We start from the raw sequence: 21,125 nt of genomic DNA on the forward strand, positions 1-21,125 counted from the left end.
CACACCCTCCTAACGGACTTTTTCGTTAAATATTTCAAATGGAACGTCTAAGCCTCGTTTAATCAATTGATCATGGCAACTTGGCACGATGCCTGTTGCTATGTAATCCCCTAGCACATTGCCATCTTGATCCACCCCTCTTCTCTGGAAGGTAAAGATCTCGGACATGGTGATGACTTCCCCTTCCATGCCGTTTATTTCCTGCAAACTGACCATGCGGCGCTTACCGTCTTCCTGACGCTCCATTTGCACCACGATATTGATGGCTGACGCGATCTGCGCCCTTAAGTTTTTGGTCGAAACGTTCCAACCCGCCATAGAGAACATGTTTTCAATACGGCTGAGTGCATCCCTTGGAGTATTGGCGTGAATGGTCGCAAGTGAACCGTCGTGACCGGTGTTCATCGCAGACAACATATCGACCGCTTCCGAGCCACGCACCTCACCAATCACAATTCGGTCAGGACGCATACGCAGTGAGTTTTTCACCAGATCACGCTGGGAGATTTCCCCCTTTCCTTCAATGTTGGATGGGCGTGTTTCCAAACGAATAATGTGCGGTTGTTGCAACTGCAACTCGGCCGAGTCTTCGATAGTAACGATACGTTGATCACTCGGAATGAAACCAGACAGGATGTTAAGCGTGGTTGTTTTACCTGAGCCTGTACCGCCCGAGATAAGAATGTTCAGTTCCCCGACAACGGCTGCGTTCAAGAATTTGCCCATTTCTGGCGAAAGCGAACCAAGCCCTAATAAGTTGTCCATATTCAAACGTTCGACCGCAAAACGACGAATGGATACCGATGGCCCATCAATGGCAAGTGGAGGGATGATGGCATTGAAACGAGAGCCATCTTTTAGACGCGCATCCACCATAGGCGACGCCTCATCAATACGTCGGCCTACTTGGCTTACAATACGGTCAATGATGTTGCGAAGGTGGCGCTCATCCAAAAACGTATGCGGCGTTTTTTCTAGCTTACCAAAGCGCTCGACATAAATGTTTTTAGGGCCATTGACCAAAATATCTGAAATGGTTGGATCTTCAAGCAGTGGCTCAAGCGGCCCAAGACCAAACACTTCGTCTTCGATTTGGTGGATAACGCGGTTGCGCGCTTCTGAACTTAAAGGATGCGTTTGGTCTTCGGCGATCAACTGAACCACCGCTTCCCTTAACTCTTCTTTCGCGCGATCTTCTTGCAGATGTGATAACAAGCCAAGGTCTAAAGTATCCAGCAATTTTTTGTGGTAGTAGTGCTTGATAGCCAGATCTTGCTCAAGCTGTTTTTTCTGCTCTTCAATCGCTTTCAGCTTCGCTTCAACCGGCGTTAATGGTTTGTTTTCACTGACGTAATCCTCGTCTTCTGCTCTTTCAGAGAGATCTACTTGGACGACTTTTGATTCTTTTTCTTCATCTACGGAATTGAATGAACTCCCGACGCCTTTCCGTTTGAAAAACATAACTCCCCCTTACTAAGAAAAGAATTTCTTAATCCAACTCTGGTGCTCTTGTGTTGGGCTTTCTAATAAGTGCGATATTTCCGCTAACGAAGCTTTTAAAGCACTATTTTTCTTAGATTGAACAATTGGGTTACCTAAATTGGCGCTCTCTATCGCAATAGCAAAATTATTTGGGACTAAATGTATCGCATGGCCACCAACTGCATTTTCAATATCTTTTAAGGATATTGTTGATTTCTTTTCAAAACGATTAACTATGAGTTCAACCTGATGATGACTTAAACCATAGTCTAATTCTAATGAACGTATATAACTGACCGCATGTTTTACTGAGGTCACATTCTGCTGCATGATCAAAAATATATGCGTGGCAGGGGAAACAATCTGTTGATAAACATGATCAACGCCATGAGACAAATCGACAATAATATGCGAATAAAACTGGCGAAGAATAGGCAAAAGCTTACTCACTTGAATGGCATGCTTATGGTTATTTCTTGGATCATTTTGACTAAAACAGAGGTAATTCAACCCAGAAGGATGTTGATAAACGAGACCTTCTAGTGACAATTCATCCAAATCGTTTACGGAATCAATCACATCGTTGATGCTATATTTCGGTTTACAGTTTAAATAATCTGCGGCGTCACTGAACTGCATATCAAGGTCAATCAGCAATACTTTGCTTTTGGCGTAACTCGAAAGCTCAATGGCTGTATTGATAGCCAGCGTGGTCGCCCCAGAGCCACCTTTAGTATTGATAAATAAGGTCAAATCTCCCATTTTTTTGTTGGAGATTTTCTCTTCAGCCGTCGATTTCAACAACGGGTACAATTCACCAAGGTCTACCGAACGCGAGAAATAATCCGTCGCGCCCAGTCGCAGCGCCATTTTAAGTGAAGCGGTATCGCTTTCATCACCGAAAACAATTAATGCCGTATGGTTATGCTGTAAATTTCCATCACCAGAATAAACATGAGCCACTTTTTGTGCCCAGTTTTCTCCGGTTTCAATATAAATTAAATCAGGTATTGATTTGCTCTTAACCAAATCAATATTAAATAAATCCAGCTCTATCCAATCGACATTGACATTGACGCAACCAGATAATTCATCCGACAAATGAAGTTTAAAATTGGACGTAGAATAGACTACCCAAACAATCAAGTTTGTTTTTAAACTTTTATATGTATCGTCACTTATTTTTACTGGTTTCAACATATGGCCACTCCATTAGCAATCCGTAATAACATTCGTCCCTTCTGGCCTTAATATGCCTAAGCTCTCGGCTGGCAATATGGTTTCAAAAGCTGGAGTATTCCCTACTGCATTAATTAAAGCAGCTAAAACAAAAAACTGAAATGTATAATTCACCGCCCTTGCTCGAACATACTTTATTTGGACAAACTGAGAATCCAAAGTCGCCTTATCAGCAGGAGGCGTCGATAAAAATCCGGCTACGTTTACACTTGCGCCATTTGCATCGAGATAATCAATTTGTAGATTATTAGCAGTAAAACCCGATGGATAAAGGTTAGATACGGCAGGCAAGTTAGGAACGTCATCCCTATCGGCGATGTAACACACGGTCGCAAGCCTTGCAGCCCTTCTGGTGACCTCATTGACCATTTGCACAGAAAAAAAATACAAAGCAAATTCAATAATTAAGAAGAGCACCAATATCACTGCCAACGCAATCAGTGAAAACTCCAGCTGGGTAACCCCTTTCTGTTTCACTATCAATCGTTTCATGGACCTGTCCTCATTGATGCTGAAGCGCCAATGCTAAATTGCAAAGAAGAGTTCGAAAACGGTAAGGTCGCAAAGATTGGCACGTAATTGTAAGTTGCAGACAAAGTAACCGTTTTATTTGTCGAGGATGGAGGCGTGATAACAATATCCCCAACAGCAATGTAATCAATTATAGGCGTTGAAGACGCTGACGGTGTTCCATACACAACAACATTTTTGATATTGGTTTCATCTGCAATTGAATCAAAATCTAATGTTCCGTAAGTGTCCACCACAGCATATCGCGCGCCATTTTGCAGCGCTTTGTTAACTTCGGTGTATTGTATAAACGCACGACAAACATCTATGACTAAAACAGATAGCATCAATAAAACCGGGAGCACTAAAATAAACTCAACTGCAGCAAGCCCCCGTTGATAATTTTTGCCTAACTGGTTATGAGCTTTAACGTACAACATATTAGGAAGCCTCGCTGAGTGGATCTTTGTAAAGCTGAATTTTGTACAGGCCTTTGTCTGAAGGATCAGTACCTGTAGATCCATTGTTAATCACGCAGTCTTCCAAAAACTGTCCGTAAATTTCCGATTCGTTCCCTTTTTGCTTCACCTCTTGAAGAAGAAAGAAACACCCCAACCCCAATACCTGAACTGTTTGCTTCCCACTTGTTGTGGAATCACAGTTAATAATTGGCACTCTTAAGATTCGTCTGCCACTAGAGCCATCTGCATCATAATAGTTACTATTACACGTCCCCCCCGAACTGCAACTTTCTATCGCGGATACATAATCAGCGTAGTAAAAGTTACTGCTTTGATAAGTGTCACTCTCTAAAAGAGGGGAAGGCTCCTCAACATATTTATCGCTTTTTACCGCCCCCCCTTCTTCGGTAGGACCATTAAATTTACCAAAACGTGTATTGATACCTTGGGCAACTGGCCCAGTACCTTTACCCGTCTCAGTATCTACCGTACCGCCAATAGTAATGCAGTTATTTGTTGCGCCGGCAAAGGCATCTCGAACAGCGTTTTTACCAGACACGCCAAGATCCAGGAGATGAAAATTCCCTGGTCCTATGTCACCACTTTGATTATCTGCAGGTTTCAGTTGATATAAAGTACTCGCAATACGATCAACGGAAGGGTTATATCCGGGTTGTGGTACGTAACCCCAAGAAGTTTCCGGAGACGACGTATCTGCACACATGGCAATAGGAGAAATATTACATGTATAGTTAATACCTGCGCTTCGACCTGCAACTGCACTTGCTGATACTTGTTTGTCTATACCAAAAATGGCACTTAGAAATCGCCCAAGTTCCAAATTTGAAACTGCTACGCGAACATAAATGTCATATTCACCAGAAACGGGGGGGGTAAATGCCCCGGCACTAACAAATGATTCCATGTCTGTTGAGAACGTTACAGAAGTGTTCTCGTCAGTAAAAGTTAACTCACTATTACCTGAACTAGTCGAAAATCCAGCAAGATATGTTTTGGCAGCCGTTTCTGCCTCGCTAACATTGCTAGTCTCATCAGCAACAACAGCAGCGGCCAATGCTGCTGCATCCACAGAGTTCTGTAACCTTGTTTTATTCAAGATCTGATGGTTTAAATCAATACCGAACGCAGCAACGCCCAACAAAATCAACAGAACTAAACTTATAAGCACCAATGTGATCCCTTTCTGGGTTCTCCTTGTTGCTGTTTGCATTTTCCTTCGCATAGCCCCTCCTATAAGTGAACGAATCACTTATTTTTCTTTGGCTACCCCGTTATTGTTGTATACCTCTAAGCTGACCTGCGTGCGCTCACCGCTTCCCTCTGGTAGATAACCTAGATTTTCATACCATGCTTCCGGATTTAGCGTTTGTTCTGCGCGCAATTGGCTTACCGAGATTCCAAGATCAGGGTCATTCGCACAGCCAAACAAGCCGAATGATGTGAAACAAATGGTCATGATCATTATGCTTTTCATCTTACTCTCCCACTTATAGACTGTGCCCAAACTTGCCCTCAGAGCCACCTTCTGACGAACCGTACTGATTAAAATTATTGTTTGTATCTTCTTCTCTAATATTATTAAGTTGATAGCGGTCGAAATCGAGCGTCGCGCCTTTACCCAACAGATAGAATTCCACATCGTTTGGAGCCACAAACCCATCGGTCGGCAGAGTCACTCTGCGTCTATCGATTGGCGTCGCTAATCGTGGTGTCACCAAAATCACCAGCTCGGTTTCACCAGATGTAAACTCTTCACTCTTAAACAAGCGTCCAAGCACTGGAAGGTCACTGGCTCCCGGAATTCCATCCGCAACGTTGCGCGCGTTTTCACTCAACAAACCGGCGATACCGATTGTTTGTCCGTCCGCTAATTCAATTGTAGTTCCTGCGCTACGCTTAGTGATCGGAGGAATAAAAAACGTTGCGTTGACTTCGTTCGGATTAAACGTCAGCACACCAGAGTTAGAAATTTCACTCACGTTAACATTGAGCTTCAGGTTGATTCTCTTATCACTGAGAATGAAAGGTACAAAGTCCAGTTGAACACCGTACTCTTTGTAGTCGATGGTAATACCATTCTCATTCGGTACAGGAATTGGGAATTCACCACCCGCAATAAATTCCGCTTGAGTACCACTTAGAGCAGTAAGGCTTGGCTCTGCCAATACTTTAGCCATACCGTTTTGCTTCGCGACATCCAGAGCAAACGTAAACAAAGTATTGCTATCAATGAACGATCCCAAGAAGCCGAAATCTTCTACCGTTGGCACATTTAAAATCGGGCCAATGTTGTCGATACCGCCACCCGCGGTTGTCGCACCCCAAGTGAAGTCACCGCTTTTTTGGAAGAAATGGAAGTTTGAGTCAAAACGTCGAACCAAAGTTCGTTGTACTTCCGCGACCGTCACTTCTAACGTCACTTGCTGCGCGCCGCCAATAGAAAGCAAGTTAATGACTGAGCTTTCATCGTCTTTCGCATTGTCATCTTCTTCATCAGCGGCATCACCTAAAGCAAAGGTTTCGGCAATTTTGACGGCGGTATCCATGTTTTGCTGACTGCTGACCAAACCTCTGAGAACGACTTTCTCTTGAGCGCTATGCACTTCGATATTTTCGTCCGGCAAGAACTGGAACAACTTAGATTTAAGCGTATTTAAATCGTGAGTGACTTCGACATTAAACTGTTCGATCAATCGGCCACGACTATCCCAAACCGACACATTGGTCGTTCCTAGTTTTTTACCAATCAAGAACAGTTCATTCGATCTTAGAACTACGATATCCAAGACTTCTGGATCCCCTAACGTCACCTTTTTGGCCTTACCTGAAATCACCAATTGTGTAGATTGGTGATGCGCAACAGAGACCACTCTTCCAGACTGCGCGGTTGCCGCATGAACAGACAAGCTAACAAAAAGTAACTGGCTAACGAGTAATATTATTGTTTTCATAATTCACCTAATTACTGACTCGGACACTGGATGTCTGAGATCCCTTAATGATGGTCACACTAGGTCGAGGGGTATATTTTTTTGCTACAACAGGTTTATCGACTTCATGAGGGTTACGCAAAGCCAGTTGGATCTCACCCTTGCTGTTAGCAGTAAGCAGTTTTTCCGCTTCTTTAGGGGTGACTTCCAATGTGACTGCACGAACGATCACGGGTTTGTTGTCGTTAGTTTTTGCTGTTTGGTCGACTGCTAATACATTGATATTTTTTAACACCGTGAGTGTGGTCGCTTGCTTGCCTTTGCCATAGCTCACTGTGTTCAACACATCCACTTTGTTACCCGGCAGTAGGAAACCCGCTACGCCGATAACGTCATTTACACGAATGGTGACTGCTCGCTTGTTCTCAGGAATTAAGGCCGCAAGCGTTGCGCCCTCTCCAGGTTGAGCAAGACGATTGGGATTGACCAACTCGCCCGCGTAAATGGTGTTTGCAACGATACGTCCCAAAGCTTGCTCAGGCACTTTGAGTGTTTCGTCGTCTATCCAGTCCACTTCCATTAACTTGGTGGTTAAGTGCTTTTCATCCAAAATGGTGCCTGGCTCCAGCTCCATCGTAGCGACTACAACTGGGTGACGTTCCACCTCTTCGAGCTCTACTGTTGGCTGGTTTCTGCCGTCCATCCATTGTTTGGCAATTAATACGGCAGCAAGGCCGAAAACAATGGAGAGCAGCAATAACATGATGACTTGAGTCCGACTCATAATTTAAATCTCCCTATTCATCCACTGTAAAATACAGTCCCCAAGCTCGAGTCAAGAGATCTGGAGACACCACTTTTCTTTGTCCTTCGAACACCAAAATATCTCGGCTAATACCCAATAGATCTTTCGGCAAACAAGGAAAGTTCGGCATGTTGTTATCACAGTGCAATTGCTTCAATGCATCAAAAAACTCAGGCGCTAATGCGATTTGCTGATCTTGTGAAAGAGACAACCACAGAGCGTGGTAATCTTCGTCACTGAGCGGCTTAAACTCGATTTTGTAACCAAGACGACGTAAAAAAGCAGGGTCCGCAATTTTGCTCGGTGCAAAGTTGGATGAGAAAGCCAATGTCAGCATAAATGGCACAGTAACTTGTTGACCGTTAGGCAGTGCTAGATGGTCGAACAAATACTCCATCGGCACAATCCAGCGGTTCAACAACGCATCAACGGGCATGGCTTGACGCCCTAAATCGTCAATAACCAAAATGCCGTTGTTTGCCATCATTTGCAGCGGCGCAATCCAAACTCTATTGTGCTCGCTATGGTTAACTTCCAACATATCCATCGTAAGTTCACCACCGACTTGGATATTTGGCCTTTCACACAGAACCCAGCGTTTGTCGTAATGCGTTTCCAACTTAACGAATACTTGAGAATGGGAGTTGTCTAAACGACGGTGATGGTGCTCGGAAAATACTTTGATGATGTTGCCATCAGCATAAATAGCGTAAGGAATGAAAACCGACGTACTCATCGCATTCAAAACACGCGCAGCCACATAACTCTTACCTGTACCAGCATGCCCGTACAGCAGCATTGCTCGACCTGAGTTAATCGCTGGGCCAAGCACTGGAATTAAATGCTCGGAACCAAATACATCGGACAGTGCACGTTCTACATCGGTGCGTGTAATTGGATTTTTACGCAGATCTTGCCCTTCCACAACCGTCCAATAATCGTCCAACGACACAGGAACTGGGCCAATGTAGGGATCTTTTCGATAAGCAATATCCGCCTCAGCCAAACCAAGCTCGGTAAGGCTATATCGAACATTCGAATACGAATGGCTTAGTTTGTCTGACGCAGGCTGATACACCTCAACCCAGCTGCGTTTTCTCAACTGCGCGAGTGCAAGCTCAACAATGTTTGAAACCACAGACAATCGCTGAGTCAGTTCAACTAAATCACATTTGGGATAAGCAGCCAGATGTTTCAGAACTAGGTTTTCAACGACTGAAGCTGGGATCCCAAGACCTTCCACTGCGGAAGGCACCTTTGGTGGATTGATTTGTGGCACTAGTTTTTCCCAATACGCAGAGCCCATCATACTTCCCCTCTTGAAGTTGCCTAGTCAACTGATGTCGTATGTTTTTCTATTTATAAGTATTAGTGCGTGTAGGAGAAATAAGCTAATCCGATTACGATTACAGGCGCGAAAGGAATCACTAGTGGCTTATTAGACCTAAAGCCTGGTGTAACTTTTTCAATGCAGTAGCCCTTGACCTGATGAGTTAGAGCAACGCTCGTTGAAGCAATGTGAAGCATCAAATAAAAGATGCCAACAATTCCCCCTGCGAGAATAATTCCGATAGACGCTTCCCACAGATTACTTAGACCCAACCATACCCCAATGACGGCGAGTAATTTAACGTCTCCTCCAGCCATTGCTTTAACGAGATAGAGCGCAAAGCACACTGCAAACGCAACTAATCCTCCATACGCATGATCCATCAACGATGTGGTAGGACTATAAATCACGTTTGCAGTGACAACGACCAGAAGCAACAAAACGGCTTTATTAGGAATTTTGTGCTTCTGGGCATCGGACACTCCGATCACTATCAATAACGACCAGATAACAATTTCGAACATAGGCACTTACTGACTAGCAATTGTGCTCGAAACAGTGTCGAACTTGTCAGCTAGAGCATCCCAGAAAGTAACCCCACCAGTAACGAATGCAGCAACAATCAGAGCGGCGCCCAAGATGTATTCAAGCAGTGTTAGACCTTCTTCATCTTCCATGAAGTCCTTGATTAGGTTGCGAAAGTTGTCCATAAGTTTATCCCCTTGTTTAACATTTTCTCGCTTGTTAATGATGCAAGTGCATATCCACCTGAATCATGATTAAACCTTAGTCACCGAAAAAATGGGGAGTTAGGACTTTTTTGCCAACGACTAGTACTTTTTTGCCCACCTTGTGTTTAGCGTTAAAATGTATCAAAAATGAGACACAAAACCACACTATATGCGACATATCTCACACTTGCAGTATGAATTAATAGACCTAAGCTTAAACGAAAGGGTGAGTTATTGATTTCAAGGAATGAGACTCGACTTACACCGCATGGACAACGTTGTTTCGACTCAAGCTGAAAGGATGTCATATGGAAAGAGTGACAAAAGCTTATTGGATTGGAGAGCCGTTACACACTCTGCCTGAAGAATTTAAGGCAGAGTTTGAGCAGCATTTTGATTTGCTAGATTGCAGCAACGACATATCAGTATTGAGTGATAAAGAGTTTTGCTACTTCTTTTACTACATCACCCATGACCCAACCGACCATGCCAAAAGCATTGCTACCCTTTGTGAAAACCTTGATAAGAAACTGATTGTTGTCACAAAAGAAAACACCGAGTGTTGCTTACCGCCAAGTCACATCACCGCTGAGTGTTATGAGCTAAATGAAAACACGCTACCAGTGTGGCTTTCTCAAGCTAAGCTCAAATACTTTTTACACGCCAAAGTCGATGACGCTCAAATTTCTGCGGACAATATTTTTTCCCGCAATGGTAAGTCCAATTTCTCAGATGTCGTCAATTACATCGCCAACAATGTTCATAAAGACCTAAGAGAAGAAGAAGCCGCGGCACTGTGCCATTACTCTCCGACATACTTCTCAAAGGTGTTTCACCGCAAAGTTGGTATGTGTTTTCGTGACTATGTGACTGCGAAACGCATTTCATTAGCCAAAAAAATGCTGATCGAGAACGAATCCATGAAAATCGCGTATATCGCTTACCAATGTGGTTATCGCGATGTCTCGTACTTTTCTCGTATCTTTAAAAAGAAAACGGGGCTTTCTCCGGCGAATTATCGCCAACAGTTTTAAGCCCAAATCACAGCGTTTTTTGCCGATCTAACGCTAACTTTCCCACAGAATTCATCAAAATGCGTTCCCGTGTCGTAATTCAACATGCTAAAGTTAACAATGCATTAACAATTATAAATACAACGAGAAGACATGGAGTCACCAAACATGAATCAGCCGAAAATAAATAGCACTGCTGGTTGCGCTCTCCCACCACCAAATGAAATGATTCTTAAATGGGCAGCGGAGCGCCCGAATGAGGTCTACCTAAAACAAATCATTAACCGACAGTTTGTCGAATTTACTTACGCAGAAGTCGCCGATCAGGCTCTCAAGCTCGTCAGCGCACTACGTGGGCTGGGTATTCAGCCTGGCGATAAAGTCGCACTGGTATCGAAAAACTGCGCAGAGTGGTTTATCTGCGATTTGGCCATGATGCTAGGGGATTACGTAAGCGTACCTATTTTCCCTACCGCAGGGGCCGACACGATTGAATACTGTGTAACTCACAGTGAAAGTAAGGCGCTGATCGGGGGGAAGCTTGATGACCCAGCAGCAACTCAGCAAGTCATTGATGCCATGCCAGAGCTTATCAGCATCGCGCTGCCGTATGATTCAGCACCACAATGCCAATACCAGTTCAACGCTTTGATTGCGGATGCCGTGCCAAGTGAAGAGCGTCCACAACACTACGACGATAAGTTGATGTCATTGGTGTATACCTCCGGCACATCAGGTTTGCCAAAAGGCGCAATGCTGACTTACGGAGCGTTTAGTTGGTCGGTACAACAGCTGATCAACCACATCGGCATTCAAGCTAACGACCGACTCTTTTCCTACCTACCATTGGCACATATTACTGAACGCGTTTATATTTTTGGTTCATCCATCATGGGTGGCGTACCAACGGCTTTCCCAGAGTCGCTCGATACTTTTATCGAAGACGTGAAAATGCACCGCCCAACCTTGTTCATTTCTGTACCGAGATTATGGACTCTGTTCCAGCAACGCATTCAAGACAAACTTCCGCAGAAAAAATTGAATTTCTTACTGAAAATACCGTTCGTAAATTCGCTGATTAAGAAAAAGCTCGCCGAAGGGCTGGGGTTAGATCAAGCGCGAGTTTTGGGTTGTGGTTCTGCTCCGGTATCACCCGCACTATTAGATTGGTACCACAGCGTTGGCCTAAACATCACCGAAGCATGGGGGATGACGGAATCCTTCGCTTACAGCACCATAAACTACCCATTTAGAGCAGATAAAATTGGTACCGTGGGTAACGCAGGCCCCGGCATTGAGTTAAAAATTGCCGATGACAGCGAAATCATGGTGCGCGGTAAGGGATTGTTCTCTGGCTACTACAAGAATGACATCGCAACTCAAGAATCTTTTGATTCAGACGGTTGGCTGCACACCGGCGATATTGGCGCAATTGATAAAGATGGCTACCTCACCATTCAAGGTCGCAAAAAAGACACGTTCAAAACCGCCAAGGGTAAATTTGTCTCTCCAGTACCGATTGAGAAAAAACTCTTCGAGTACAGCCGTGTAGAAATGATGTGCCTGATTGGCTTAGGCTTACCTGGCCCTATTCTTCTCGTGGTGCCGCATGATTTTCCTCATTTCGACAAGGAGCGTTATGCTCGTACGACAAGAAAAGTCATTGCGCGCATGAATCAAGAATTGGCCTCTCATGAGCAGATCAAAGGCGTATTGATGATCAAAGAGCCATGGAGTATTGAAAATGGTGTGTTGACACCAACACTTAAAATCAAACGTCATGTATTGGAACAAAAATACCACGAGCTTGGCCACAACTGGCCGAAAGATGAATTAGTCTTGTGGGAAGAAGACTTGTAACCAAGCAAAGCACTCCTCAAAGCCATTGGGGAGTGCTCTTTATTCTTGCTTCAAACTACTCTCTCCAAAATGGTTTGCTGACTTCATTACGAATCTCATTCGCTTCTAATCCGATGTCATCCCACAAATGTTCAGGTAAGTCCTTCAAGTGTCGGCGCGTCCGATAGTTCCTTCGCCAAACAACCAGTTTAGAATAAATTAACTGTAACCAAGTCTGACGACTGACTGGGATCACTTGTTCACAAGTTTGCGTCACGTTTTCCATGTTTCGGCTTCCTATTACAATATTGACCAGTTAATAATCGGAGACTACGCTGATATCCTCAAACGATAGAATCTGCCATTGAGTTAAGGAAAACTAATGTGAAAGATCGAATGCCACCATTACAGGGCTTGTACTATTTTTTCATCGCAGCAAAGGAAGGCAGTTTTAAAACCGCAGCCAAGAATCTATTTGTTACCCCCGCAGCCATCAGCCAACAAATTCGTCAGCTTGAGGAGTTTTTAGGGACGGACTTGTTTGTTCGTCAACACAGAAAAATTGTACTGACGCCAGAAGGGGAACTGCTATTTACTCAAGCAGAAAGAGGGTTTGCCCATTTGCAGCAAGGCGTACGCCTTGTCAACCAGGATCCAAACCCGAACCATCTTTCAATATCAACACTGCCCTCCTTTGCCCACCATTGGTTGGTGCCTAAAATCACCGCCTTTCGTCAACGTCATCCTGATATTGCCCTATTACTAGAGCCCACAAATGATCTCGTCTCTTTTCAAGATAGTCAGATAGATTTGTGCGTTCGCTACGGATTAGGAAAATACCCAAATTTAGAATCGCAGTGGCTGATGGACGAAGCCTTTTACCCAGCATGTCATCCGATGTATCAGAAGGAACATGGCATCTATAGCATCGAAGATTTAAGCAAAGCAGAGCTCATCGAAGACGTGTGGCCCGATCTCGACTGGAACATGTGGTTAGCAAGACTTGGACACTCTGCGGCAAAGCCCGCTTTAAAATACAGTGGCTCGCACTTAGTGTTGGAAGCTGCGTTATCCCTACAAGGTGTAGCGCTCGTCAAACACAGCTTGGCGTATCAATATTTTCGGACGGGTAAACTGGTTCGTATTGGCGACATCGCGATAAAACCTAGATTTGCGTACTACCTATGTGCACCCAAGGGTTACTTGAAGCGACCAAAAGCACAACTATTTGCCCAGTGGTTAAGAGAAGAGATAGACACATTTGAAAAGTCAGTGACACAAGATTTTGAAATTATCGAGCTCGATAAATAAGCACGTCTTACTTCAAAAGGAGTTTTGCTAAACAGCAAGAGAACGAACAAGTTCGGTGATGAATGTTAGCCAGCATCTCAGCATCAAAGTAAAGCAAACTTAAAAGATGAACGTTGATGACTCTTCAAACAACTTTCGGCCATAGATATAAAAAGCCCCGCACGAGGCGGGGCTTTAAAATCATAGAGTTAACTTAAGAATCACTTCTTAGCGTTACGCTCTTTAACGTCAGCAATTACTTGCTCAGCAACGTTGTTTGGACATGGTGAGTAGTGTGAGAACTCCATAGAGAACTGACCACGACCAGATGTCATTGTACGTAGAGTACCGATGTAACCGAACATTTCTGATAGAGGTACATCACCCTTGATACGTACGCCAGTAGTACCAGCTTGTTGGTCTTTGATCATACCACGACGACGGTTAAGGTCACCGATTACGTCACCAACGTGATCTTCTGGAGTGAATACGTCAACTTTCATGATTGGCTCAAGAAGTTGCGCGCCAGCTTTAGGCATAGATTGACGGAATGCGCCTTTAGCAGCGATTTCGTAAGCGATAGCTGAAGAGTCAACTGCGTGGAAACCACCGTCGTATAGTTCAACTTCTACGTCTAGAGTAGGGAAGCCAGCTAGAACACCAGTTTCCATCATGCCAGCGAAGCCTTTCTCAACTGCAGGCCAGAATTCTTTAGGTACGTTACCACCAACAACTGTTGATTTGAACGTGAAGCCTGAACCAACTTCACCTGGTTTGATACGGTAGTCGATTTTCGCGAACTGACCAGAACCACCAGACTGTTTCTTGTGAGTGTAGCTGTCTTCGATTGCTTGAGTGATAGTTTCACGGTAAGCAACCTGAGGAGCACCTACTTCTAGCTCAACGCCGTAAGTACGTTTTAGGATATCAACTTTGATATCTAGATGAAGTTCACCCATACCTTTTAGGATAGTTTCGCCAGACTCTTCGTCAGTCTCAACTTGGAATGATGGATCTTCTGCAACCATCTTACCAATAGCGATACCCATCTTCTCAGAACCGCCTTTATCTTTAGGCTTAACAGCGATAGAGATTACTGGTTCAGGGAAGATCATTGGTTCTAGAGTACATTCGTGTTTAGGATCACATAGAGTGTGACCAGTTTGAACGTTCTTCATACCAACTACAGCGATGATGTCACCAGCTTGTGCTGAATCGATCTCGTTACGCTCGTCTGCGTGCATCTCAACCATACGGCCGATACGCTCTGTTTTACCAGTTGCAGAGTTAAGAACTGTGTCGCCTTTCTTCATCTTACCAGAGTAGATACGGATGAAGGTTAGAGCACCGAAACGGTCGTCCATGATTTTGAACGCAAGCGCTTTTAGTGGCTCGTCTGCAGATACAGTTGCAACTTCACCAGTCGCTTCACCTGTGTCAGGATCAGTTAGAGGCTGTGGATCAACTTCTGTTGGCGATGGTAGGTAATCTACTACCGCGTCAAGAATAAGTTGCATACCTTTGTTCTTGTACGCTGAACCACAGTAAGTTGGGAAGAATGCTAGGTCACGTGTACCTTTACGGATACAACGTTTGATGTCTTCTACAGATGGCTCTTCGCCTTCTTCTAGGTAAGCCATCATTAGATCTTCGTCTTGCTCTAGAGCAGTTTCGATTAGCATTTCACGGTATTCAGCTGCTTTGTCTACCATGTCTGCTGGGATTTCTTGAACTTCGTAGTTCTCTGGCTGGCCAGACTCGTCCCATACGTAAGCTTGTTGGCTTAGTACGTCTACAACACCTACGAAATCTTCTTCGATACCGATAGGTAGAGTCATTACTAGAGGAGTTGCACCTAGAACGTTTTGTACTTGGTCTACAACTTTGTAGAAGTCTGCGCCCATACGGTCTAGTTTGTTAACGAAGATCAGACGAGATACGTGTGATTCGTCAGCGTAACGCCAGTTAGTTTCTGACTGAGGCTCAACACCACCAGAACCACAGAATACACCGATACCACCGTCAAGTACTTTTAGAGAACGGTAAACTTCGATAGTGAAGTCAACGTGTCCAGGAGTATCGATGATGTTTAGACGGTGATCGTTCCAGAAACAAGTTGTTGCTGCAGACTGGATAGTGATACCACGTTCAGCTTCCTGCTCCATGAAGTCAGTAGTAGTTGAACCGTCGTGAGTGTCACCGATCTTATGGATCTTACCAGTTAGCTTTAGGATACGCTCTGTAGAGGTAGTTTTACCCGCGTCTACGTGAGCAAAAATACCAATGTTTCTGTATTTTGATAAATCAGTCATTGTCTTACTCTGTTAATAAGGTATAAAGTGCGCGCAGAGTATATCACATTCTGTCAATACTGATACCCTTGCGTGCAGATGGAAGAAAAAAAATTTTAACGTGAATTTTCCGTCCTCAAAGGATAGTCAAACATAGCGATTTATGTACTTTATTCGTTCTATATTCAGGACGGAATGAACAGTTTGTGAGCCCACAAATACCATTCTTTTTCAGCATTACAGCTCGTCAAAAGCCTCAATAGCCTCTGACAACTTCTTAACGCCGTGGATTTGCATCCCCGGAATGCCACCTTTTGGCATATTAGCAGCCGGGACAATTGCCTTTTTGAAGCCGTGCTTAAATGCCTCGTTCAAACGCTCTTGGCCACTAGGTACCGGACGAATCTCGCCAGCCAAACCAACTTCGCCAAATACCACCACATCTTTTGGCAACGGACGATCGCGAAAGCTTGATAGTAACGCCATCACTAAAGCAAGATCCGCACTGGTTTCTGTTACCTTAACGCCGCCGACTACATTCACAAACACGTCTTGATCAGCCATTTGCAGACCACCGTGCTTATGCAGTACGGCTAATAATAAGGAGAGACGATTCTGCTCCAAACCAACCGCTACGCGACGAGGGTTTGCCAATTGCGAGTAGTCCACCAGCGCTTGAATCTCTACTAATAGAGGACGTGTACCTTCCCACACAACCATGACCGAAGATCCTGACGTCTCTTCTTCGCCACGAGAAAGGAAAATCGCCGATGGGTTACTTACTTCTTTCAGCCCCTGCCCCGTCATCGCAAACACGCCTAATTCATTTACCGCACCAAAACGGTTTTTGTGGCTGCGCAGTGTACGGAAACGACTATCTGTTCCGCCATCAAGCAAAACAGAACAGTCAATAATGTGCTCAAGGACTTTAGGGCCGGCAAGAGTACCATCTTTCGTTACGTGACCAACAATAAATACCGCAACATTGTTCTGTTTTGCGTATCGCGTCAGTGCCGTCGCAGATTCTCGCACCTGAGCAACACTGCCCGGTGACGATTGAACATCAGAAACGTGCATAACCTGAATCGAGTCAATCACCATAATTCTGGGCTGCTCTTTCTCTGCAATTTGGCAAATTTTATCGACGTTGGTTTCTGATAGCATCTTCAGGTGCTCTTTTGGCAGACCAAGACGAGACGCGCGCATCGCAACCTGTTGAAGCGATTCCTCACCCGTAACGTAAAGTGTCGGCATCAGCCCCGATAACGTACACATAGTTTGAAGAAGCAACGTCGACTTACCCGCGCCAGGGTTACCACCTATCAGAATCGCCGCGCCAGGTACGACACCACCACCAAGCACACGATCGAGCTCTTTAAAACCACTAGTGAATCGCGGCACTTCTTGCAGATCGATTTCAGATAAGGTTTGGACTTTCGATTCTGTCGCCGAACCAGCATAACCGCTTAAGCGTTCATTGCGAGCAACGGTTGGCGAAGCAGCAATGCGCACCTCTGTGATCGTATTCCATGCACCACACGCATTACATTGTCCCTGCCAACGTGGAAAATCCGCGCCACAATCATTACAAACATACGCTCGTTTTGCTTTCGCCATGATGCCTCAATTTTTTCTACAAATGTGACCAAGCACAGCCAAGTCAGATCTAATCTGAAATGAACTATTGATATACTTAAGTTTTACTTTACTTAGTCGATACAAATTAAAGTAACGACATACTCTAACAGAAATAATGCAGCAATCTGAAATTCTCTCGCTCGCTGAAAGACTCATTCCCGTTTATGGTTCTGAAGACTTTGATTTTGTCCTTGGTCAATTGACCGAGGAAGAGCCGCCGTCGGCCAAAATCTTAGTGAAGATGGAACTGAACCGTCTTATGGCACCATGTAAGAAGAGCATTGATTTACGTGGTCGCGTCAAAGGCGAATGTCGTGAATATGTTTTAGATGGCATTTCGCATTGGTTGGACGATGTCGCTTTTAATGCTTATCACAAGAACATTAAGAAGTTTGGCACCTACACCGAAGGCATGTGGGAAGCATTGGTCAACACGCGCAATAACTTTCGTGTGATGAGCAAGCTCGCCACACAGGAAAAGTCTCATTCATTAACCGATCCTAAAAGCCCCTTTCTCGCAGAACCGGTTCACCTCGGTTACGACTTAAAACGCCAAGAAAAGCGGTTGAAGGTTCAGTCGCAGGTAGAAATTCGCCGCGCCAAAGGGCAAATCCTTCATGGATTAAGCATCGATTTGTCGAGCTCTGGGGCAAAATTTAAAGTCCCGAGCGCATTTAAATACAACCTTGGTGAAATCATTCACGTTTCGTTTACCGAGTTTGCAGGCAAGTCGCAAGTCGCGGGCATCGAAAAGCCACTGTCGTATCGAGTATTGGCCGTGGACGATTGCTATGAAAATGATGCCGTGCGCTATCTACGAACCATTCGTCTAACGGAAACCAATGTCGTTGCGCGCGTCATCGACGAAGCATTAAACAGTGCCGCCAAACGCGCACGTCATGACAACCAAGATAAAATCATTCGTGCACGCACACGCGGTTATGAGCACATTGCACTCAAACACACGAGCAACTTACCACTGTTTTTTGATGGTAACGAACTCAAGCTAGCGATGCTGACACCAAACAACCAAAAGTTGTGGCAGTACTGGCACGATGAGAGAAATCAACAAGTCTTTGGCTCCTTGTTTAACGAGCAACGCGTCGCTTCTTTGATCAAACAAGGTGTGAAAGGCACCAGTAACGTTTTGTACTCGTTTACTCATGAACATGAAAACAAAACGTACTTCTACTCGATGCTTAGACCCGAAGCGACTCGCGAACAACGCCAGCTGTTTTGGCATTTAGGGGCTAAGCGAGAAAGTTGGCGTGCGTTTCGAATTTCTATTTTTGAGTTATCTGAGCAAGAGAAAGAAGATCTCGCACTATTCTCTCCAGAGTTAGCCGAAACCTCTCAGTCACTGACTCATATCGGCATCTTGCAAGAAATCGCTGACGAAAAGTCGGGGCAAGATTACCTATTAACAGAAAAACCGCGTTTGCCAGCCAACACGTTAAATGCCTTTCGTCATCCTCGAAAAATCACTGGCAACCCTAAAGGTATCTATTTCGATGCTCAATCGCGCCGTAAAGAACCACGCTATCGATTCAAAACGCCACTTGAACTCAGTTCGGGTGAGTTAAAAGCAGCAGGTTCAACCGTTGATATTTCTAAGCGAGGCTTAGGGATTCGTTTAGATGAACCAACGATGTTACGCTCGGGACAAGAAGTGCAAGTTAACTTTCGTGAGTTACAACTTTACGATAAAAAGCTGCCTCTCATGGCCGTTCCATATCGCGTTATTCGAGTCAGCCCTGACGGTTGCAGCGTACAATTGGTTATTGATGAAAACAGCAAAACGATCCGTGTGATCGCTTTCTTCAACAGCATCATTGAACACAACCAAGATAAGCTGATCCCACAAAAAGAGATGTTACCAAGCAATGCATTACTGGAAAGACTACACAGCGTTTTGCTATCAAGGACGTTAAGCACACCCATCTTTATCAGCAAAAGTACAGCGTCGGCACTAAAAACTCCGGTGGTTGGGGTGAACCTGCCGTTGCCAAAACACATTGAGTTGTTTGCGCGCTTAGGTCACGATCAAAAATTCTCTTTAGAGCCAATTTTTAAAGGCCGCTCTAGCACGCTGATCGCAGAACCAATTAAGCGTGTCGACGGAGCACAAGCAAGACACCAAGACATCTACATTAGTGCAGCGAAAATCGGCAATAAGATCACTGCTATCGAGTCCAAACTGCACCAAGAATTTAATAGCGTGAAAGCGCGAATTCAGTTCATCAAAAAAGCGCGCATGATGGGCGATTTCTATGTATTTCGAATGTCCACCGCACCCATTTTTGATCCTATGACGTCGCTGCTACGACAGGACTTGAGTGACCTTACTCAGTTTGGCGTTCATCAAGCCAGTAAACTAGAAAAGGAGCTGACGGCTTTGGTTGGCTACAGCGAGTTTGAAGACATAACCGAAGAAGTCGTCGTGCGACTTGAACTAACGGAATAAAAAAACACCGCCAAGATAGGCGGAGTTTTTCTTTCTGATTCTATTAAGGCTTCGCTTTCCAACTGATTTTTTGCTGCTTCACGAGCGCACCAGACAAAATACAGAGCACCCCACCTAACCCAGCAAAACGCACCGAGGTTTGTGCTTGCGCTTCTACTTTAGGTTTCGCGTGGTAGGCAATACCAAGGCCTGCGGCGGACATCATCACTAAGTCGTTGGCACCATCACCAACGGCAACGGTATTATGCTGTTCAATTTCGTATTCATCCGCCAGTTCAACCAAAATATCGGACTTGGTTTGCGCAGATACCACGTCACCAATCACTTGCCCAGTTAACTTTCCGTCAATGATCTCAAGCTGATTTGAACGAGCGAAGTCCAGACCGACTTTCTCTTTGATGTAATCAGAGAAATACGTGAACCCACCAGATGCAATGGCGGTTTTCCAACCGAGCGCTTTAAAGGTCGCAATCAACGCTTCAAAGTCTGGCATGAATGGAAGCTCAGAACGCACTTGCTCTAAAATCGCTTCATCTGCGCCTTTTAGTTTACCAACCCGTTGACGCAAGCTTTGTTCAAAGTCCAACTCACCTTGCATCGCACGTTCAGTTACTTCGGCGACTTCTTCCCCTACTCCAGCCAGTTTGGCAATTTCATCAATACATTCAATTTGAATCGCAGTGGAATCCATATCGAACACCACTAAGCCAGGCGCAGAGAGATCCGGCACTTCATTCAGAGAAGCATAATCAATGTTGAGGCTTTTTAAGATGGTTTCGTGTTGAGATGTTAATTCGCCCGCCATCAATGCTACTTCATACTGACCGACTTTCCATGTTTCTAACACCGGGTTATAGAAACCAGTAAAGAAGTCGATATCTTCAAAATGGCGAGGGGAAAGATATTCAGCAAAAACGATCCAATTCGCTTTCGCTTTATCTAACTGGGTAGCAAATCGAGTTTCGGGCAGTCGGTTTAAAAGTGTCGTATGTTTTCTGATAGGCAAGCTTTTTGACGCGTCCATGTATATAATCCCTTATGACTTTGCTAAAACGTTACCTCAACAAACTAAAAAGGCAAG

Annotated in this window: 19 protein-coding genes; 4 read left to right on the top strand and 15 right to left on the bottom strand. The window is 44.6% G+C overall.

The genetic code is table 11. From position 1 onward, the window contains the following. Positions 1-9: 9 nt before the first annotated feature. The 11 genes from OU793_RS00625 to OU793_RS00675 all read right to left on the bottom strand — a co-directional run bounded on the left by OU793_RS00625 (position 10) and on the right by OU793_RS00675 (position 9,488). Complete coding sequence (locus OU793_RS00625; protein ID WP_021449972.1) at positions 10-1,461, bottom strand: CpaF family protein; 1,452 nt, start codon at positions 1,459-1,461, stop codon at positions 10-12. Positions 1,462-1,473: 12 nt separating this feature from the next. Further along, positions 1,474-2,682 carry an AAA family ATPase gene (locus tag OU793_RS00630; protein ID WP_021449973.1) on the bottom strand — a complete coding sequence of 403 codons (1,209 nt, stop codon included), beginning with the start codon at positions 2,680-2,682 and terminating at the stop codon, positions 1,474-1,476. Positions 2,683-2,694: 12 nt separating this feature from the next. Next, entirely contained in the window at positions 2,695-3,213 is a 519-nt protein-coding gene (locus OU793_RS00635) for a TadE/TadG family type IV pilus assembly protein (RefSeq protein WP_159404032.1), read from the bottom strand. Further along, the gene (locus tag OU793_RS00640) at positions 3,210-3,671 is read right to left on the bottom strand and encodes a TadE/TadG family type IV pilus assembly protein (protein ID WP_140103130.1); all 462 of its coding nucleotides are present in this window, start codon (positions 3,669-3,671) and stop codon (positions 3,210-3,212) included. The genes OU793_RS00635 and OU793_RS00640 overlap by 4 nt, the downstream gene beginning before the upstream one ends. Position 3,672: 1 nt before the next feature. After that, positions 3,673-4,935, bottom strand: a complete 1,263-nt coding sequence (locus OU793_RS00645) for a pilus assembly protein TadG-related protein (RefSeq protein WP_053046885.1) — start codon at positions 4,933-4,935, stop codon at positions 3,673-3,675. Positions 4,936-4,962: 27 nt separating this feature from the next. Next, positions 4,963-5,187 (bottom strand): hypothetical protein, encoded by a 225-nt coding sequence (locus OU793_RS00650; RefSeq protein WP_005482341.1) that lies wholly within the window; start codon positions 5,185-5,187, stop codon positions 4,963-4,965. A 13-nt stretch (positions 5,188-5,200) separates the two neighbouring features. Then, complete coding sequence (locus OU793_RS00655; protein ID WP_023584081.1) at positions 5,201-6,664, bottom strand: type II and III secretion system protein family protein; 1,464 nt, start codon at positions 6,662-6,664, stop codon at positions 5,201-5,203. Between the two features lie 7 nt (positions 6,665-6,671). Next, positions 6,672-7,427 carry a Flp pilus assembly protein CpaB gene (gene cpaB / locus OU793_RS00660; RefSeq protein ID WP_021449978.1) on the bottom strand — a complete coding sequence of 252 codons (756 nt, stop codon included), beginning with the start codon at positions 7,425-7,427 and terminating at the stop codon, positions 6,672-6,674. A 13-nt stretch (positions 7,428-7,440) separates the two neighbouring features. Next, positions 7,441-8,754, bottom strand: a complete 1,314-nt coding sequence (locus OU793_RS00665; RefSeq protein ID WP_053047819.1) for a hypothetical protein — start codon at positions 8,752-8,754, stop codon at positions 7,441-7,443. A 62-nt stretch (positions 8,755-8,816) separates the two neighbouring features. Further along, positions 8,817-9,302, bottom strand: a complete 486-nt coding sequence (locus tag OU793_RS00670; RefSeq protein ID WP_025515429.1) for a prepilin peptidase — start codon at positions 9,300-9,302, stop codon at positions 8,817-8,819. A 6-nt stretch (positions 9,303-9,308) separates the two neighbouring features. Then, positions 9,309-9,488 (bottom strand): Flp family type IVb pilin, encoded by a 180-nt coding sequence (locus tag OU793_RS00675; protein ID WP_021449981.1) that lies wholly within the window; start codon positions 9,486-9,488, stop codon positions 9,309-9,311. A gap of 329 nt (positions 9,489-9,817) precedes the next feature. On the opposite strand from OU793_RS00675, the gene OU793_RS00680 reads away from it, so the two are divergent. Both OU793_RS00680 and OU793_RS00685 read left to right on the top strand, forming a co-directional pair. Further along, positions 9,818-10,543: an AraC family transcriptional regulator gene (locus tag OU793_RS00680; RefSeq protein ID WP_005456623.1), complete on the top strand. Its 726-nt coding sequence runs from the start codon at positions 9,818-9,820 to the stop codon at positions 10,541-10,543. A 147-nt stretch (positions 10,544-10,690) separates the two neighbouring features. Beyond that, complete coding sequence (locus OU793_RS00685; protein ID WP_005456535.1) at positions 10,691-12,382, top strand: AMP-binding protein; 1,692 nt, start codon at positions 10,691-10,693, stop codon at positions 12,380-12,382. A gap of 55 nt (positions 12,383-12,437) precedes the next feature. On the opposite strand, the gene OU793_RS00690 is transcribed toward OU793_RS00685, so the two are convergent. Beyond that, positions 12,438-12,647 (bottom strand): DUF1127 domain-containing protein, encoded by a 210-nt coding sequence (locus tag OU793_RS00690; RefSeq protein WP_021449984.1) that lies wholly within the window; start codon positions 12,645-12,647, stop codon positions 12,438-12,440. 98 nt (positions 12,648-12,745) lie between these two features. On the opposite strand from OU793_RS00690, the gene OU793_RS00695 reads away from it, so the two are divergent. Then, positions 12,746-13,672 (top strand): LysR substrate-binding domain-containing protein, encoded by a 927-nt coding sequence (locus OU793_RS00695; protein ID WP_023584078.1) that lies wholly within the window; start codon positions 12,746-12,748, stop codon positions 13,670-13,672. A gap of 200 nt (positions 13,673-13,872) precedes the next feature. On the opposite strand, the gene fusA is transcribed toward OU793_RS00695, so the two are convergent. After that, a complete protein-coding gene (gene fusA / locus OU793_RS00700; RefSeq protein ID WP_005456593.1) occupies positions 13,873-15,963 on the bottom strand; it encodes an elongation factor G in 2,091 nt (696 codons plus the stop codon). A 216-nt stretch (positions 15,964-16,179) separates the two neighbouring features. After that, the gene (radA, locus tag OU793_RS00705) at positions 16,180-17,559 is read right to left on the bottom strand and encodes a DNA repair protein RadA (protein ID WP_005456064.1); all 1,380 of its coding nucleotides are present in this window, start codon (positions 17,557-17,559) and stop codon (positions 16,180-16,182) included. A gap of 136 nt (positions 17,560-17,695) precedes the next feature. On the opposite strand from radA, the gene OU793_RS00710 reads away from it, so the two are divergent. Continuing rightward, complete coding sequence (locus OU793_RS00710) at positions 17,696-20,044, top strand: PilZ domain-containing protein (protein ID WP_274647716.1); 2,349 nt, start codon at positions 17,696-17,698, stop codon at positions 20,042-20,044. 43 nt (positions 20,045-20,087) lie between these two features. On the opposite strand, the gene serB is transcribed toward OU793_RS00710, so the two are convergent. After that, positions 20,088-21,068 carry a phosphoserine phosphatase gene (gene serB, locus OU793_RS00715; protein ID WP_020841223.1) on the bottom strand — a complete coding sequence of 327 codons (981 nt, stop codon included), beginning with the start codon at positions 21,066-21,068 and terminating at the stop codon, positions 20,088-20,090. Positions 21,069-21,125: the final 57 nt, after the last annotated feature.

The sequence above is a fragment of the Vibrio sp. VP6 genome (assembly GCF_028823755.1).
Classification (GTDB): domain Bacteria; phylum Pseudomonadota; class Gammaproteobacteria; order Enterobacterales; family Vibrionaceae; genus Vibrio; species Vibrio parahaemolyticus.

Bases quoted from the DNA above. Each gene is read 5' to 3' on its own strand.
- OU793_RS00635 (WP_159404032.1), bottom strand. From the start codon at position 3,213: ATGAAACGATTGATAGTGAAACAGAAAGGGGTTACCCAGCTGGAGTTT.
- OU793_RS00640 (WP_140103130.1), bottom strand. From the start codon at position 3,671: ATGTTGTACGTTAAAGCTCATAACCAGTTAGGCAAAAATTATCAACGG.
- OU793_RS00690 (WP_021449984.1), bottom strand. From the start codon at position 12,647: ATGGAAAACGTGACGCAAACTTGTGAACAAGTGATCCCAGTCAGTCGT.
- OU793_RS00665 (WP_053047819.1), bottom strand. From the start codon at position 8,754: ATGGGCTCTGCGTATTGGGAAAAACTAGTGCCACAAATCAATCCACCA.
- serB (WP_020841223.1), bottom strand. From the start codon at position 21,068: ATGGACGCGTCAAAAAGCTTGCCTATCAGAAAACATACGACACTTTTA.
- radA (WP_005456064.1), bottom strand. From the start codon at position 17,559: ATGGCGAAAGCAAAACGAGCGTATGTTTGTAATGATTGTGGCGCGGAT.
- OU793_RS00630 (WP_021449973.1), bottom strand. From the start codon at position 2,682: ATGTTGAAACCAGTAAAAATAAGTGACGATACATATAAAAGTTTAAAA.
- OU793_RS00645 (WP_053046885.1), bottom strand. From the start codon at position 4,935: ATGCGAAGGAAAATGCAAACAGCAACAAGGAGAACCCAGAAAGGGATC.
- OU793_RS00670 (WP_025515429.1), bottom strand. From the start codon at position 9,302: ATGTTCGAAATTGTTATCTGGTCGTTATTGATAGTGATCGGAGTGTCC.
- OU793_RS00650 (WP_005482341.1), bottom strand. From the start codon at position 5,187: ATGAAAAGCATAATGATCATGACCATTTGTTTCACATCATTCGGCTTG.
- fusA (WP_005456593.1), bottom strand. From the start codon at position 15,963: ATGACTGATTTATCAAAATACAGAAACATTGGTATTTTTGCTCACGTA.
- cpaB (WP_021449978.1), bottom strand. From the start codon at position 7,427: ATGAGTCGGACTCAAGTCATCATGTTATTGCTGCTCTCCATTGTTTTC.
- OU793_RS00685 (WP_005456535.1), top strand. From the start codon at position 10,691: ATGAATCAGCCGAAAATAAATAGCACTGCTGGTTGCGCTCTCCCACCA.
- OU793_RS00675 (WP_021449981.1), bottom strand. From the start codon at position 9,488: ATGGACAACTTTCGCAACCTAATCAAGGACTTCATGGAAGATGAAGAA.
- OU793_RS00680 (WP_005456623.1), top strand. From the start codon at position 9,818: ATGGAAAGAGTGACAAAAGCTTATTGGATTGGAGAGCCGTTACACACT.
- OU793_RS00625 (WP_021449972.1), bottom strand. From the start codon at position 1,461: ATGTTTTTCAAACGGAAAGGCGTCGGGAGTTCATTCAATTCCGTAGAT.
- OU793_RS00655 (WP_023584081.1), bottom strand. From the start codon at position 6,664: ATGAAAACAATAATATTACTCGTTAGCCAGTTACTTTTTGTTAGCTTG.
- OU793_RS00710 (WP_274647716.1), top strand. From the start codon at position 17,696: ATGCAGCAATCTGAAATTCTCTCGCTCGCTGAAAGACTCATTCCCGTT.